Raw genomic sequence first — 13,395 nt, 5'->3', positions numbered from 1 at the left:
TAGGTGTTCAGGCCGCGTCGCGGTTCAGTTCGGGCAGGCCGAGGCCCGGCTCCGGCGTCAGCACGGAGGACAGCAGGGTCCGCGTGTACGGATTGCGTGGATTGGCGAAAATTTCTTCGCGGCTCGCCTGTTCGACGATGCTGCCGCGATACATCACGGCGACGCGGTCCGCGAGATGTTCGACCACGCCCAGGTCGTGGCTGATGAACAAATAGCTCAAGCCGAACTCGGCCTTCAGGTCGAGCAGCAGGTTGAGAATTTGCGCCTGCACGGAGACGTCGAGCGCGGAAGTCGGTTCGTCGCAAATCAGAATGCCGGGCCGCAAAATCAACGCGCGGGCAATCGCGACGCGCTGCCGCTGTCCGCCGGACAACTGATTCGGATACTGCCGGTGCGTGCGTTCCGGCATGCCCACCAGGTCGAGCATCCGTTTCACTTCGGCGGCCTGGCTCGCGCGTGTGCCGCGACGGTGCAGCAGCAAGGGCAGGCCGACGATCTGCGCGACGGTCTTGCGCGGATTGAGCGACGAATAAGGGTCCTGAAAGATCGGCTGGATCTTTTGCGCCATTTGCAGCGACGCGCGCGGGTCGATCTGCTGGCCGTCGATCAGCACGCTGCCGGTGGTGGGCGCGAGCAGGCCGAGCAGCATCTTCGCGAGCGTGCTCTTGCCGCATCCCGATTCGCCGACCAGACCGAGCGTCTCGCCGCGATAGAGCCGCAGCGACACATCGTCCACGGCCTTGAACAGGCGCGGCGCGCGAAACAGTCCGCGGCCCAGTTCAAAGGTGCGGCCGAGCGCGCACAACTCGAGCGCGATGTCGTTTCGCGCAGCGTTTCCCGCTGATGCAGCGGGAGAGGGCATGACGGCATTCATCGCAACACCTCCTCGGCGCACGCTTCGGCCAACATGCAGCGGGCGTGATGACCGGCCTCTGTTTCGACGAACGGCTGCGTTTGCACGCAAGCCTCGCGAGCGAGCGAACAGCGGTTGCGAAACGCGCAGCCGTCGATCTCGCCGACGAGCGAGGGCACGACGCCGGGAATCGCATCGAGATGACTCCCCGGCGCCGTCTTGCCGCGCACGGGAATGCTGTTGAGCAGGCCGCGCGTGTACGGATGGTCCGGCCGCGCGAAAAGTTGCGCGACGGGCGCGGTTTCCACCACCTGTCCCGCGTACATCACGGCGACGCGATCGGCGATTCGCGCGACCACGCCCAGGTCGTGTGTGATGAACAGCACGGCGGTGCCGAATTCACGCTGCAAATCGCGCAGCATGCGCAGGATTTGCGCCTGGATGGTCACGTCGAGCGCGGTGGTCGGTTCGTCGGCGACGATCAGATCGGGTTCGCACATGAGCGCCATCGCGATCATGACCCGTTGGCGCAGACCGCCCGAGAGCTGATGCGGATACTGGCCGAGCCGCTCGGCGGCGTTGGCGATGCCCGTGCGTTCGAGCAGATAGACAGCGCGGTCGCGCGCCTCGCGGCTCGATACGTTGCGGTGTTGCCGCAGTCCTTCGCAAAGCTGGTTGCCGAGCGTGTACGACGGATTCAGCGACGTCATCGGCTCCTGGAAGATCATCGCGATGCGGTTGCCGCGCAGCTTGCTCATCGCGCGGTTGTCGAGCGTCTGTAAGTCGATGCCGTCGAACGCGAGCCGGTTCGCGCGCCGCGTCGCGCGACGCGGCAGCAGGCCCATCAGCGCGAGCGAGGTCATCGATTTGCCGCAGCCGGATTCGCCGACGAGACACAGCATCTCGCCGCGCTCGATCTGGAAGTCGATGCCGCGCACCGCGTGCAGCATGCCGTTTGGCGTGGGCAGATCGACTTGCAGGTTGTTGACGTCGAGCAATACGTCCATCGTCTGTCTCCTCGTTAGCGGCCGTCGGGGGTCGTCAGATCGCGCATGCCGTCGCCCACCAGATTGATGGCGAGGACCAGCACCGCGAGCGCGCTGCCCGGAATCAGGATCACCCACGGCTGGAAGAACATGTACGCCTTGCCTTCGGAAATCATCAGCCCCCATGACGGCATCGGCGGCGGCACGCCGAGACCGAGAAACGACAGCGTGGCTTCGAGCAGGATCGCGTGCGCCATTTCGAGCGTCGCCACGACGATCAGCGCGCTCATGATGTTCGGCAGCAGTTCGCGCAACAGGATGTAGAACGTGGATGCGCCCACGGCCTTGGCCGCGGCGATGAATTCGGCGTCGCGCAACTGCTGCGTGACGGAGCGCGATACGACCGCGAAGCGGTCCCACAGCAGCAGGCCGAGCAGCAGGATCACGGTCTTGAGCGAACCGCCGATCAGCGACGACATGGCGAGCGCGACCAGCACGACCGGCATCGCGAGCCGCGTCGTGATGACGTAGCTGATCAGGCCGTCGACGCGGCCGCCGAAATAGCCGGCGAGCACGCCGAGCGTCGTGCCGATCAGCCCGGAGATGGCTGCCGCGGCCGCGCCGATCATCAGCGAGACGCGCGCGCCGTACAGCAGCCGGCTCAGATAATCGCGGCCGAGTTTGTCGGTGCCGAGCGCATGCAGCCAACTGCCCTTGGCGTGCCACACCGGCGGCAGCAGACGGCGCGACAAATCCTGGCCGTAGGGATCGTGCGGCGCGAGCAGCGGTGCGAACAGCGCGGCCATGACGATGATCGCGAGGAGCGTCGCGCCGATCGTCAGACCGTGCTGGCCGAGCACACGGCGCAGCGCGCGGCGCCACGGCGGCACTGGCGCGGTGTCGACGCGCAGCGCGGGCAAGGTGGGGGAATGCGATGCCATGAGCCGTTCCTAGCGAGTGCGGATGCGAGGGTCGAGCGCCGCATTGGCGACGTCGGCGAGAAAGGTCAGCGCGATATAGAACATGGCGATGATCAGCACGACGGCCTGCACGACCGGAAAGTCGTTGCGGGCGATGGCGTCCCACGCGAGCTGGCCGAGACCTTGCAGCGAGAACACCGATTCGATCACCACCGAACCGCCGAGCATGAAGCCCAGTTCCACGGCGGCGAGCGCGACCACCGGAATCAGCGCATTGCGCAGCGCATGCTTGAACACGACGCGAGCCGGGCTCAGACCCTTGGCGCGCGCGGTGCGAATGTAGTCCGCGCCGAGCACGTCGAGCATGCCGGCGCGCGTGAGCCGCATCATCGCGGGCGTCGCGTAGTAGCCGAGCGCGATGGCCGGCAACACGAAATGCTGCCAACTGGCGTTGCCCGCCACCGGCAGCCATTTGAGGCCGACCGCGAAGACCAGGATCAGCGTGAGGCCGAACCAGAAGCTCGGCATGGCCTGGCCGATCACCGCGATCAGCAGCGCGAGGCGGTCGACCCAACTGTCGCGGTAGAGCGCCGCGATCACGCCCAGCGGAATCGCGACCAGCACCGCGATCAGCAGCGCGATGCCGCCAAGCTTCAGCGTGATCGGCAGGCGCTCGGCGATCAGTTCCATCACCGACGACTGGAAGAAGAACGAGCGGCCGAAGTCCAGATGAACCGCGTGCCACAACCAGTCGACATATTGCGCGGTCACGGGACGGTCGAGGCCGTATTGCACGCGCAGCGCGTCGACCTGGGCCGCGGTCGCTTCCGGTCCCGCGATCGCGGTCGCCAGGTCACCGGAGAAGTGCAGCAGCGCGAAGCTGACGATCGACACGGTCAGCGCGACCGCGATTGCGAGACCGAGCCGGCGAAGCACGTAGGCAAGCATGAGCGCTCCAGCAAAGTGAGGTAACGAAACAGCGCGTCGGCAAAACGCGCGCGCGGCTTATTTCCAGCTCGCCTCGTAAAAGCGCGGCAACTCGTCGGGATACGCCTTGAAGTTCAGCGACGACGTGAACGCATAGTTCGTCGAATAGGAAAAGAGCGGCGCCCAGTACGCTTCCTTGCTGATGCGGTTGAGCGCCTGCGCGTAATCCGCCTTGCGGACCGCGGGATCGTTCGACGTATCGGCGGTATCGAGCCATTTCGCCACAGTCGCGTCTTTCGCGCTGTCGTCGGGGCCGCCCTTGAAATAGACGCTCACGAAGGCTGACGCATCGTTGACCGAGAACGAACCCCACGCCTGGAACGTCAGCGGCGTCTTGCCGGAGCGCTGCGCGGTGCGCAACGCGGCGTACTGCAAATAATGCAGCCGCGCGTTGATGCCCACTTTGCGCAAGTCGCCGATCAACGCCTCCGCGTATTCGCGCTCGCGATACGCATAGAGATCCGTTTCGAAGCCGTTCGGATAACCGGCGGCCTTCAGCAACTCGCGGGCTTTCGCGGGGTTGTATTCGTATTTGACGACGCCCGACGTATCGCAGCCGAACTGCGTGCGAAAGCACGCCGCGTAGACCGGCTGGCTGCCGCCGCGCACCAGGTCCTTCGAGAGCGAGGCGCGGTTGATCGCATAGTTGACCGCCTGGCGCACGCGGGCGTCCTTGAACGGCGAGTTCGGCGCGGAGGTGCCGGCGGCGTCCATCGACAGATAGCCGACCCGCATGGTCTCGCCGCCGATCACCGTCAGATCCGGCGACGCCTTGAGCGAATCGGCCTGGTCGGCGGGCACGCGCCAGATCCAGTCCACCGCGCCGGTCATCAATTGCGCCGAGCGCGTTTCGGGATCGGGAATCACGACGAACTTGACGGTGCCGATCTTCGGCGTGCCGAGCGGGCTGCCCTTGAAGTAAGCGGGGTTCTTCACCATCGTCACGCCGACGCCCGGCGTGACGGCGGTGATCTTGTACGGACCGGTGCCGATCGGCGCCTTGCTGAAGCCTTCGAGGCCGACCTTCTTGAAGTAGGCCGCGGGATAGATGGGCGTGGGGCCGGCGAGATATTCGAGCGCCGCCGGGAACGGCGCCTTCAGGTTGATGCGAACCTGGTAGTCGCCGACTTTCTCCGCGCTCCTGATCCAGTCGGTGTTCTGCCGCGTGACGACCTTCGAGTCGGGCGAGACGACGTAGTTGAGCGTGAAGACGACGTCGTCGGCGGTGAGCTTGTCGCCGTTCTGGAACGACACGTCGCGGCGCAGATCGACCAGCAGCGCGGTCGGCGATTCCCATTTCCACGCGGTGGCCAGTTCCGGCTTGTAGCTGCCGGTGGCGGGGTCGCGGTAGACCAGCGTGTCCCACACCATGTGCGCGATGATCACGCCTTCGCGCAAATTGTTGTGATAGGGCGAGATGTTCTCGGGCTCGCTGTCGGACGCGTAAATGAGCGTGTCGTTCGACTTGCCCGCATGGGCATGCAGCGAAACCGACAGGCAAACAGCGAGCAGCGCGAGGCGCAAGGGTTCGGCACGACGATTCATTGCAAGCTCCCGTGAAGAGGTTGCCGCCACGACGCGACGATTCACGTCATGCGATCACAGGAGAAGACTAATCGGGGAATTTTGTTGCGACTATTATCGAAACAATAAATCTCCGTTGCCGAAACGGCATCGCACACGCGGCATCGCACACGCAGCATGGGACGACCGGCATGAAACATCACCATCTTCAGGAAACCTCGCTGCGCTATTTTCTCGAGGTCGTGCGATGCGGCTCGATCAGTGAAGCGTCGACGCGGTTGAATGTTGCCGGCTCGGCGATCAGCCGCCAGATCGCCAACCTCGAACAGGCGCTCGGCACGCCGCTGTTCGAGCGCCGGCCGCGCGGCATGGTCGCGAGCGCGGCGGGCGAAATGCTCGCCGCTTACGCGTTTCGCATGGCGCTCGAGGCGGACCGGCTGGTGCAGGACGTCGATGCGCTGCAAGGCTTGCGGCGCGGCCTGGTGCGGGTCGCGACCTCGGAGGGATTCGCGATCGAGTTTTTGCCGCAGGTGATCTCGGACTTCCGCGAAAAGTATCCGGGCATGATCTTCCAACTCCTGGTGAGCGCGCCGGCCGAGGTGACGCGGCGCGTGCGCAAGGGCGAAGCGGACATCGGCGTGACGTTCAGCCGGACGCCACAGAGCGAGATCAAGGTCGAGCACCGGCAGGCGGCGCCCGTCATGGCGGTGATGCGCCGCGGTCATCCGCTCGCGCGCTTCGAACAGGTATCGCTGTCGCAAGTGAGCGCTTATCCGCTCGCACTGCCCGACACCGGCACGACGATCCGGCAAGTGTTCGATATCGTCGCGAGCCAGTTGCGCCTCGTGATCGAGCCTGTCGTGGTGAGCAACTACATCGTGTCGCTCCATAATTTCGCGCTTGCGTCGGACGCCATTTCGATCGCGGGCGAAGTCACGGTTCGACACCGGCAACTGCGCGGCGAACTGGCGGTGATCCCGATTCATGACCTCGGCATGGACGCGCGCTGCATCGAATTGCAGACGCTCGTCGGCCGCACGCTGCCGAAGGTCGTGCAACTGTTTCTGGAGTTTCTGCGCGGCCGTTTCGCGGAAGCCGAGGCCGACAGCACGCGTTAGCGCATCGCGCTTCGCACGCGTTGCGCGGGCATCGCGTACCCGTTGTCCACCCCATTGCAACGGTTTTTTTTCCGTGAAACACTGCGCTCCATCTGCTGTGCCGGATTGCATTCCGGTATATCGGACAGCCGCGCATGAGCGCCTCAGCGTCGATTCAATCGCGCCGACCTTCTTTCTTTCCGAGCGGAACCCAAAATGAGATTTGTCAGAGAAAGCGCCAGATTCGCTTGTTTGTTCGCTGTGACCGGTCTGCTGGTGTTTGCCGGTTGCACGAAGGTCGCGCCGTCGGATCAGCCTGGGGCCGCGGCCGATTCGACGCTGAAACAGGTGCTTCAGCGCGGGACGTTGCGAGTGGGCGATTGCCTGACGTTTGCGCCGTTCGGCTTTTATGACAAGGACGGCCAGCCCGATGGCTACGACGTCGATCTCGCGAAAGAACTGGCGAAGCAGATGGGCGTGAAGCTCGAAGTCGTGAATACGACGAGCGCGAACCGTATTCCGAATCTGCAAACCAGCAAGGTCGACGTGGTGTTCTGCAACTTCACTCGCAATCTGGAACGGGCGAAGGAAATCGCGTTCACCAATCCGTATGTGGTGGCGAGCGAAGCGCTGCTGGTGAAGAAGAGCAGCGGCATCAAGTCCGTCAACGACATGGCGGATCGCACGATTGCCACCGTCAAGGGTTCGACCAATGGCGACGAAGTGCGCTCGCTGAACATGAAGGTGAAGATCCAGGAATTCGACAGCTCGCAAGCCGCGATCCTCGCGGTGAAGCAGGGCCAGGCCGACGCGATGATCGAGGACAACAACTTTCTCGCGTATCAGGCATCGCTCGATCCGAACCTGACCGTGACCGACGAAGCGCTGGTTCCGCTCGAATACAACGCATTCGGCGTCAAGGCGGGCGATCAGATCTGGCTCAACTACCTGAACCTGTTCCTGTTCCAGATCAACGCGTCGAAGATGAACGCGCAACTCTACAAGAAGTGGTTCGGCGCAGAGCCGCGCTTTCCGCTGAATCCGCAATACTGATCGGCGGTGGGCCGAATGCCGCGCGAGAGACGGAGGAACCATGAGCTATGAATGGGTGACCCTCGCGGGTTATTCGAACGATTTCGTTCGCGCCGCGTGGCTGACGCTCCAGGTCACGTTGCTCGCCTTCGCCATCGCCATGCTGCTCGGCTTGCTGACGGCGCTCGCAGGCGCAGCGCGCATCAGGTTGTTGCGAGTGGCCGCGCGTGTCTATATCGAGGCGATTCGCAACACGCCGGTGCTGCTGCAAATCTTCATCGTGTTCTTCGGTCTTCCTTCGCTCGGCGTCACGCTTAACGCCTATACGGCCGGTGTGATCGCGCTGGGCGTCAACGTCGGCGCTTATCTGGCTGAAGTGTTTCGCGCGGGTATCCAGTCGGTGCCGCGCGGCCAGTTGGAGGCCGCGTCGATTCTCGGGTTGGAACGCTCGCAGATTTTCATGGAGGTCGTGCTGCCGCAGGCGGCCCGCGCCGTTTATCCGGCGATCGTGAATAACCTGATCCAGCTTTTGCTCGGCACCTCGCTGCTGTCCGCAATCGCGTTGCCGGAGTTGAGCGGAACCGCGACCGTCATCAATGCGCGCACGCTGCTCTACATTCAAACGTTCGCGATCACGCTCGCCGCGTATCTGGTGCTGAGCAACGTGCTGTCATGGGCGGCGGGCCAGCTCGGCGCGCGGATTTTTCATCCGCCGCTCGTCATGAAGAAGCGCGCGCGCCGGCTGTTCTTCGCCGCGCGGCAAGCCGACCGCACGTAAGCGCCTCAACCGGAGATCGAACATGTCTAGCGACTTGCTGTTGACCAGCCTGTCGATCCTGCTGCAAGGATTATTGATGACGTTGCTGCTTTCAGCGGCATCGATTGTCGGCGGCACGCTGATCGGACTGCTCGCGGCGGTATTGCGCTCATTCGGGCCGTGGGGCACGCCACGCATCGCGCGGCTCTACACGGAACTGTTTCGCGGCACGCCCGTGCTGATCACGCTGATGCTGATCTATTTCGGTGTGTCGTACTTCGGCTATGCAATCGACGTGTTCGCGGCGGGAGCGTTGGGCCTGAGCATTTATCAAGGCGCCTATATCGCCGAGGTGTTCCGCTCGGGTATCGAGGCGGTCCCCAAGGGCCAATGGGAAGTCTCGCAGATTCTCGGCCTCAGCAAGACGCAAACGTTCTTTTCGGTGGCGCTGCCGCAAACCGGGAAGATCGTCATGCCGCCGCTCATCGGCCAGTATCTGTCGCTCATCAAGGATACGTCGATCGTCAGCATGATCGGCATGTCGGAGTTGATGCACGGCGGCCAGGCCATCGTCGACCGGGTCGGAAAACCGGTCGAAATCTATGGACTGGTCGCCGTGCTGTATTTCATCGTGTGCTTTCCGCTATCGCAGTGGGTGCGCCACCATGATCGAAGAAGGAGCGTGTTGTCATGACCAGCGTCATTACGTCGAAACCGATCATCAATCTTGCCGGCGTCAGCAAGTCGTTCGGCGCCACGCAGGTTCTGAAGAGCATCGACCTCGGCGTTAGCCCAGGAGAAGTCCTCGTGCTGATCGGCGCGTCCGGTTCCGGAAAAAGCACGGTGCTGCGCATCATGAGCGGTCTCGAAACCGCCGATGCGGGCGAGGTCTGGGTCAATGAAGTACCGCTGCACGACGCGCGCCGCGCGCGCGACATTCGCGGCCACGTGGGCATGGTGTTTCAGCAGTTCAACCTGTTTCCGCACAAGACCGCGCTCGGCAACGTGACGCTCGCGCTCATCAAGGCGCGCAAGATGAGCGCGGCGGACGCGCGCAAGCGTGGGCTCGAAGCGCTCGACCGCGTGGGTCTCGCCGATCGCGCCGAGCATTACCCGAGCCAGCTTTCGGGCGGACAGCAGCAGCGCGTGGCGATCGCGAGGGCGTTGGCCGTCGAGCCCGGCATCATGTTCTTCGACGAAGCCACGTCCGCGCTCGACCCCGAACTGGTCGGCGAAGTCACCGAGGTCATGCGCGGCTTGGCGCGCGATGGCATGACGATGGTTGTCGTCACGCACGAGATGGGCTTCGCACGCAAGACCGCTGATCGCGTCGTGTTCATGGACAAGGGTGTGATCGCGGAGCAGGGCGCTCCCGAACAGATTTTCGTGAATCCGCAGAACGAGCGCACGCGCCAGTTCCTGCATCGCGTACTCGACCACTAACGAAAACCTGTCGCCGACGGAGTTGAATGCATGCCTGCACCTGAATCATCGAGGGCGAGGGGAGTCCACCGCGTTGTCGGCATACTCAAGCAGTTGCATATCGCGCGGCGTCCGCTGACGATGCGCGAGTTGATCGAAGCGACCGGTGCGCCGCGTTCGAGCATCTACGAACTGGTCACGATTCTCACGGAAGCGGGATGGCTCGAAACCGCCGCGGACGGCAGCGTGTTTTTCGGCCGCGAGATGCATTACTACGGGTCCGACTATGCGGTGCACAACGATCTGATCAGCCGCGCGCATCAGGCGATTCTCGCGCTGGTCCGCAATCACGACGAGACCGCGCAACTGTGCATGCTCGAAGGCAACAAGTACACGGTGGTGTTGTCGGAGAACAGTTCTCGGCCGTTCAATATTAGTTCCGACATCGGCGTGAAGGTGCCGATTCCGTGGACCGCAACGGGCCGCCTATTGCTCGCGCACCTGCGCGCGAACGAGATTCGCGCGTTGATTCCAGACGAAGACTTCGTGCTCGACAATGGCCGGCGCGTTGAATTCGAGGCGTTTCTCAGCGACGTCGAACGCGCGGCCGAATTGGGTTACTGCTGCACCGAAGGGCTCTCGCACACGTTTCGCTACTGCATGGCTGCGCCCATTCGCGACCGCTCGGGCCTGGCCGTGGCCGCGCTTTGCTTCATGACGAGCCGCGACACCGCGCCGGAAAAGCGCGCGACGATGCTGGAAGATCTCATTCGCTCAGCAAAGGCGTTATCGCAGCCTTACGCGCGGTTGTAACGGCCACGAGCCGTTGGACTTTTGCCCGGAGCATTGCTCGAGTGCTGCCGCTGTCAGGTCTGCGCCGGGTTTGTCCGCTTCGCTTGCATGATCTTCTCCTTTCATCGACGAGTATGTCGCCCGGCATGGGTAGTCGCCCCATGTCGTTTGCTCCATGGAAACGCGCCGCGACGCAAAAGACAATAAAGACGCGTCAACCACCAGGAGAACGACATGCTTAGATTTATCTTTCTTTGCGCTGCACTGCTTTTCGCCGGCACGCCCGGCTACGCGGCGATTCAATTCAAGGACGGTTGGGACAGTCAGGAGAACAGCAACGTTGCGCAATACACGAAGTCGGAGGCGACGGAGTATTTGCGGAACAAGAGCACGGCGCTTCAGAAGATCATCGACGGTCCACAGGCCTGCGTGCTGGAAGTGACGAAAGGCTGTCATCAACCCGGCGACGCGCACTTCACGGTCAACGGCGCGAAGTCCACTTCCCGATGCAAGGTGGACAGCATCTATGTCGGCTCGAAGAGCGACCATGTCGCTTGTCCATAGAAGCACGGGCGACGCGCGGCGCGTCGGCTAGCGGCGTGGCGGCGGGGCACCCGGCTTGCGATCGCGGTCCTCTTTGTCCCGGCGCTCATCGCGATCCTTATGTTCATCGGTATTCCTGTTGTCGATGAACGGCGAATCGGTGTCGGTGCCCCCTTCGCTCAGCGCCGAGCGCGCGGCCTCGGCCAGTTTTTCATACTGCTTGCGGAAACGGCGTAGATCTTTTTCGTCGAGTTCCTCGAGATCGAGCAGCGCGTTGTGCGCGCCTTCCATTGCGCGGATCAGTTCGTCGAGCTTGATCTGCATGGCGGCCGTATCGCGGTTCTGCGTGTTCTGAATGAGGAACACCATCAGGAACGTGACGATCGTGGTCGATGTGTTGATCACCAGTTGCCATGTGTCGCTGAAGTGAAACAGCGGGCCGGTCAATCCCCAGGCGACCACCAGCCCAACGGCGACGACAAAAGTGGTGGGCCGTCCAGTCATTGTCGAAAGGTAGCTGGAGAACCTCGAAAACCATTTGCCGTTCATCCTGATCTCCGTTATTCGGTTTGATATACGGGATCATGGCATAGACGGCGGCGTGGCTTTCCTTCCTATCGGCGCTCATGCAAGGCACCGGCCGCCCAGTTGCATGGGGCGGTCGGCGATTCGTCAGACTGACAGGAACTAGGGCGCCACGAAAAAGACATCCGTGCGATTGGACGTGTTGCCCGAGTTGGTTTGAACGAAGAACGAGAGGAACGACGTGCCTCTTGCATCCAGGCCCGAATAGTCACCGAGGAAGAATCCCCCGGCAACGGGCGCGGTCATCATGTCGAACGGACCGGACAGCTTCAACTCACTGCCGAAACTGGCGCCGCCGTTGGTCGAGGTGGTCTGCCAGTAGTTGGTCGGCAGCGTCGTCGTGTTGCTTGCCGCGAGGTCGCGGAAATCGTAATACGTGACGGCGACTGTTCCGGCCGAATTGACGCGAACCGACGGATTGAACGCGGGTTTTCCAGAGGGCGTGTTCACGCGAATCGGTGCGCTCCACGTCCGCCCGCCATCTGTCGACGTCGACAGTGCGATCTCGTCGTACTGGCCGCCGTTGAAACGCGAGTCCTGCCAGACGACATAGAGTTGCCCTGTCGCCGGATCGATCGCCGGTTCGGGGATGATGTCGCCGGTGCGCACCGGCTGTCCCGTGTTGGGGTCCGTGACCGAAACGGTTTGCAGACCCGAAATGATCTGCGGCTTGCTCCATGTGGCGCCGTCGTCGGTCGACCTGACGAACGCGACCTTGCCGGCCGCCTTGCTGAACGGCGGGCTGATCAGATCGAAGAAGTTGTACAGCGTGCCGTCCTGCGAGTTGACCACGATCTGATTGCCGATCGTCTGCTGGCGCGCGGGGGTGTCCACGATGACTGACGGTGAGCTCCAGGTCACGCCGCCGTCGACGGTCCTCGCGAACATCGCCGGGCCCCGGAAGGCGGCGGTATGCAGGTTGGCGTAGGGGTTGCCGTTCGGCAGTTCGAGCCGGTCCCAGACCGCGTAGGCCACCCCGGCCTTGATGGGATTCGCCGTCACCGATTCCTTGTCGTTGAAGAATTGCAGTGTCGGCTCATTGTCGGCGATGAGAACACTCAGATTCCCCCAGCTCTGGCCGCCGTCCCGGGAAACGGCCGCGCCCACCGCATTGCTGTTGTTAGACTGGTTAAATGAAATGGACACGGAGTAGGCGGTGCCGTCCGGACCGATGGACACCCACGGGTCGGAAGCGCGCTCATATCCGAGACCGTTGGCGCAGGCGCTGAAGGGCAGCGGCGTCTGTCTCCACGTCAGGCCGCCATCGAACGAGAAGCCTGCCACGAGCCCATGCGCGCCGCCGTTCGACCATCGGTCCTGTTGCCAGACTCCGATGAGATTGGAAGGATTGGTGGGATTCACGGCCAGCCACGGTTCGACCTCGGCGTTCACGTAGAGCGTGCCGGGCCCGCCAATGTTGCAGCTTGCAAACGGACTGGCGCCCGAAACAAGCGTGGGCGCAGCCCCGCTCGTGGTGCTGGCCGCCAGCATGACGGCGAACGGAATTCCGGCCAGATACTGAACAGACTTGTTGCGTCGCATGAAAGACTCCTTTTTATATGCGACCCATAACAGTTGGAGCGGCAGCTTCCACGCAGCCTGGAAAGGAGAGATTCGCATTGCTCGGCTCGGCTGATACGCCCGCGATGAACGTCTCGAAAGCGCCCGCCTGGTTCGCCATTTTTTTCGTCGGTTCTACTGCCGCTTCAATGCTACGGGCCGCAAGCGCTGGATACCGTCAGCGCGTCGGCTACGGACTTCGTTACGAACACGGTCTGCGTTGCTGGCTGAAGGACGTGCGTCCGCCTTGGCGTCCATTTGCGCCAAGGACAACCATCAAGGATTGAAAAAGAATTTAGGTCGTACGAACCGCGCCGCCAGCGATTTTTTGTAACAT

Annotated in this window: 14 protein-coding genes; 7 read left to right on the top strand and 7 right to left on the bottom strand. The window is 63.0% G+C overall.

The window, feature by feature from the left end; genetic code table 11:
• Nucleotides 1-7: 7 nt before the first annotated feature.
• The 5 genes from CUJ90_RS21310 to CUJ90_RS21290 are packed head-to-tail and all read right to left on the bottom strand — an operon-like array spanning nucleotide 8 to nucleotide 5,291.
• Nucleotides 8-874, bottom strand: coding sequence for an ATP-binding cassette domain-containing protein (locus tag CUJ90_RS21310; RefSeq protein ID WP_114163873.1), 867 nt, complete (start codon nucleotides 872-874; stop codon nucleotides 8-10).
• Complete coding sequence (locus tag CUJ90_RS21305) at nucleotides 871-1,860, bottom strand: ABC transporter ATP-binding protein (protein WP_114163872.1); 990 nt, start codon at nucleotides 1,858-1,860, stop codon at nucleotides 871-873. Before CUJ90_RS21305 ends, CUJ90_RS21310 begins: the two co-directional genes overlap by 4 nt.
• Before the next feature lie 14 nt (nucleotides 1,861-1,874).
• Nucleotides 1,875-2,780, bottom strand: a complete 906-nt coding sequence (locus CUJ90_RS21300) for an ABC transporter permease (RefSeq protein ID WP_073430815.1) — start codon at nucleotides 2,778-2,780, stop codon at nucleotides 1,875-1,877.
• A 9-nt stretch (nucleotides 2,781-2,789) separates the two neighbouring features.
• The gene (locus CUJ90_RS21295) at nucleotides 2,790-3,707 is read right to left on the bottom strand and encodes an ABC transporter permease (protein ID WP_073430816.1); all 918 of its coding nucleotides are present in this window, start codon (nucleotides 3,705-3,707) and stop codon (nucleotides 2,790-2,792) included.
• Nucleotides 3,708-3,764: 57 nt separating this feature from the next.
• On the bottom strand, nucleotides 3,765-5,291 hold the full coding sequence (locus CUJ90_RS21290) for an ABC transporter substrate-binding protein (protein WP_114163871.1): 1,527 nt from the start codon (nucleotides 5,289-5,291) through the stop codon (nucleotides 3,765-3,767).
• A 170-nt stretch (nucleotides 5,292-5,461) separates the two neighbouring features.
• Here CUJ90_RS21290 and CUJ90_RS21285 point away from each other — a divergent pair, with 170 nt between their 5' ends.
• The 7 genes from CUJ90_RS21285 to CUJ90_RS21255 all read left to right on the top strand — a co-directional run bounded on the left by CUJ90_RS21285 (nucleotide 5,462) and on the right by CUJ90_RS21255 (nucleotide 10,934).
• Nucleotides 5,462-6,388, top strand: coding sequence for a LysR family transcriptional regulator (locus tag CUJ90_RS21285; protein ID WP_073430818.1), 927 nt, complete (start codon nucleotides 5,462-5,464; stop codon nucleotides 6,386-6,388).
• Nucleotides 6,389-6,583: 195 nt separating this feature from the next.
• Nucleotides 6,584-7,420 carry an ABC transporter substrate-binding protein gene (locus tag CUJ90_RS21280; protein ID WP_073430819.1) on the top strand — a complete coding sequence of 279 codons (837 nt, stop codon included), beginning with the start codon at nucleotides 6,584-6,586 and terminating at the stop codon, nucleotides 7,418-7,420.
• 40 nt (nucleotides 7,421-7,460) lie between these two features.
• Complete coding sequence (locus tag CUJ90_RS21275; RefSeq protein ID WP_073430820.1) at nucleotides 7,461-8,177, top strand: amino acid ABC transporter permease; 717 nt, start codon at nucleotides 7,461-7,463, stop codon at nucleotides 8,175-8,177.
• Nucleotides 8,178-8,199: 22 nt separating this feature from the next.
• Complete coding sequence (locus tag CUJ90_RS21270) at nucleotides 8,200-8,850, top strand: amino acid ABC transporter permease (protein ID WP_083082665.1); 651 nt, start codon at nucleotides 8,200-8,202, stop codon at nucleotides 8,848-8,850.
• Nucleotides 8,847-9,599, top strand: coding sequence for an amino acid ABC transporter ATP-binding protein (locus CUJ90_RS21265; protein ID WP_114163870.1), 753 nt, complete (start codon nucleotides 8,847-8,849; stop codon nucleotides 9,597-9,599). The genes CUJ90_RS21270 and CUJ90_RS21265 overlap by 4 nt, the downstream gene beginning before the upstream one ends.
• A gap of 30 nt (nucleotides 9,600-9,629) precedes the next feature.
• Nucleotides 9,630-10,391: an IclR family transcriptional regulator gene (locus CUJ90_RS21260; RefSeq protein WP_114163869.1), complete on the top strand. Its 762-nt coding sequence runs from the start codon at nucleotides 9,630-9,632 to the stop codon at nucleotides 10,389-10,391.
• Between the two features lie 213 nt (nucleotides 10,392-10,604).
• Nucleotides 10,605-10,934 carry a hypothetical protein gene (locus CUJ90_RS21255; RefSeq protein ID WP_073430824.1) on the top strand — a complete coding sequence of 110 codons (330 nt, stop codon included), beginning with the start codon at nucleotides 10,605-10,607 and terminating at the stop codon, nucleotides 10,932-10,934.
• 27 nt (nucleotides 10,935-10,961) lie between these two features.
• On the opposite strand, the gene CUJ90_RS21250 is transcribed toward CUJ90_RS21255, so the two are convergent.
• The gene (locus CUJ90_RS21250; RefSeq protein ID WP_114163868.1) at nucleotides 10,962-11,462 is read right to left on the bottom strand and encodes a low affinity iron permease family protein; all 501 of its coding nucleotides are present in this window, start codon (nucleotides 11,460-11,462) and stop codon (nucleotides 10,962-10,964) included.
• Nucleotides 11,463-11,600: 138 nt separating this feature from the next.
• Nucleotides 11,601-13,040, bottom strand: coding sequence for a sialidase family protein (locus CUJ90_RS21245; protein ID WP_114163867.1), 1,440 nt, complete (start codon nucleotides 13,038-13,040; stop codon nucleotides 11,601-11,603).
• Between the last annotated feature and the right edge of the window lie 355 nt (nucleotides 13,041-13,395).

It is taken from the genome of Paraburkholderia terricola, assembly GCF_003330825.1.
GTDB lineage: Bacteria > Pseudomonadota > Gammaproteobacteria > Burkholderiales > Burkholderiaceae > Paraburkholderia > Paraburkholderia terricola.
The sequence above is the reverse complement of the archived record's forward strand: the minus strand, read 5'-3'. Positions and strand labels throughout refer to the sequence as shown.

Excerpts from the sequence above, each read along its gene's own strand:
- CUJ90_RS21300 (WP_073430815.1), bottom strand. The coding sequence starts at position 2,780 with ATGGCATCGCATTCCCCCACCTTGCCCGCGCTGCGCGTCGACACCGCG.
- CUJ90_RS21245 (WP_114163867.1), bottom strand. The coding sequence starts at position 13,040 with ATGCGACGCAACAAGTCTGTTCAGTATCTGGCCGGAATTCCGTTCGCC.
- CUJ90_RS21295 (WP_073430816.1), bottom strand. The coding sequence starts at position 3,707 with ATGCTTGCCTACGTGCTTCGCCGGCTCGGTCTCGCAATCGCGGTCGCG.
- CUJ90_RS21285 (WP_073430818.1), top strand. The coding sequence starts at position 5,462 with ATGAAACATCACCATCTTCAGGAAACCTCGCTGCGCTATTTTCTCGAG.
- CUJ90_RS21290 (WP_114163871.1), bottom strand. The coding sequence starts at position 5,291 with ATGAATCGTCGTGCCGAACCCTTGCGCCTCGCGCTGCTCGCTGTTTGC.
- CUJ90_RS21265 (WP_114163870.1), top strand. The coding sequence starts at position 8,847 with ATGACCAGCGTCATTACGTCGAAACCGATCATCAATCTTGCCGGCGTC.
- CUJ90_RS21280 (WP_073430819.1), top strand. The coding sequence starts at position 6,584 with ATGAGATTTGTCAGAGAAAGCGCCAGATTCGCTTGTTTGTTCGCTGTG.
- CUJ90_RS21310 (WP_114163873.1), bottom strand. The coding sequence starts at position 874 with ATGAATGCCGTCATGCCCTCTCCCGCTGCATCAGCGGGAAACGCTGCG.
- CUJ90_RS21305 (WP_114163872.1), bottom strand. The coding sequence starts at position 1,860 with ATGGACGTATTGCTCGACGTCAACAACCTGCAAGTCGATCTGCCCACG.
- CUJ90_RS21260 (WP_114163869.1), top strand. The coding sequence starts at position 9,630 with ATGCCTGCACCTGAATCATCGAGGGCGAGGGGAGTCCACCGCGTTGTC.
- CUJ90_RS21275 (WP_073430820.1), top strand. The coding sequence starts at position 7,461 with ATGAGCTATGAATGGGTGACCCTCGCGGGTTATTCGAACGATTTCGTT.
- CUJ90_RS21255 (WP_073430824.1), top strand. The coding sequence starts at position 10,605 with ATGCTTAGATTTATCTTTCTTTGCGCTGCACTGCTTTTCGCCGGCACG.
- CUJ90_RS21270 (WP_083082665.1), top strand. The coding sequence starts at position 8,200 with ATGTCTAGCGACTTGCTGTTGACCAGCCTGTCGATCCTGCTGCAAGGA.
- CUJ90_RS21250 (WP_114163868.1), bottom strand. The coding sequence starts at position 11,462 with ATGAACGGCAAATGGTTTTCGAGGTTCTCCAGCTACCTTTCGACAATG.